This is a genomic window from Nocardia sp. NPDC059236 (assembly GCF_042754085.1).
Taxonomy (GTDB): Bacteria; Actinomycetota; Actinomycetes; order Mycobacteriales; family Mycobacteriaceae; genus Nocardia.
Genome location: NZ_JBHZAF010000070.1, coordinates 793 through 1,528, shown reverse-complemented (window position 1 = coordinate 1,528; position 736 = coordinate 793). Strand labels below are relative to the sequence as shown.

The window sequence follows — 736 nt, the reverse complement described above, 5'->3', positions numbered from 1 at the left end:
CGGTTGGTAGGTGGCTGCGACCCGCAGGTCGTCGGGCTGTTCCAACTCCTGGGGCAGCAGACTGCGCTGGAGGGTGACGGCGGCCTCCCGCTGGCGGCGCTCGCTGGCGCGCAGCCGTTCCACCGCCTGCACCTGGTCGGTGACGTCGGCGGCGAAGATCAGCACGCCGCTGTCACCCGATGTGGTGATGGGGGTGCAGGTGAAGGTGTAGTAGCCCGGACGTCGCCTGTTGCCCGGCGCGCCCTGCTGCGGGGACACCCGGCGGGACTTGACCGTGCGGGGCCGCCCGCTGCGCCGCACCTGGTCCATCAGCGGGAGCAGGCCCAGCTCCACCAGCTCGGGCAGCGCCTCCCGGGCCGCAGCGCCGGTGGGGCGGGGGCCGAAGACGTGGCTGTAGGCCTCATTGACGAAGGCGATGCGGTGCTCGGGGCCGTGCACGACGGCCACCAGTGCGGGGTGGGTCTCGGGGTCGGTCTCGGCGGGCGGGCGGTTGCGTGCGGCGGGGACGGTGGGAGTCTCCGTGTCCTCGGGCCCCTCAAGGCCCTCGGGACCGGCAGGGCGCTTTCGAGCGTCCTCGTGACGCGCGTGCGTCGACCGCCCGGACGCCGACTGCGTGGACCGGCCGGGGGCCGTCGCCTGGTCGGGGACCGTGGGATCGGCGACTGCGGGGTCGGCGGTTGCCGGGCAGGCTGTCCCGGCCGCTTGTTCGCCGCTGTCGCTGCCGTTGCCGTCGCCG

General features: G+C 74.9%; 1 protein-coding gene. It reads right to left on the bottom strand.

Going from position 1 to position 736, the window contains the following annotated elements:
* Positions 1-736: PAS domain-containing protein (locus ACFXIV_RS47885; protein ID WP_379421535.1), on the bottom strand; the 736-nt coding region annotated here is incomplete at both ends.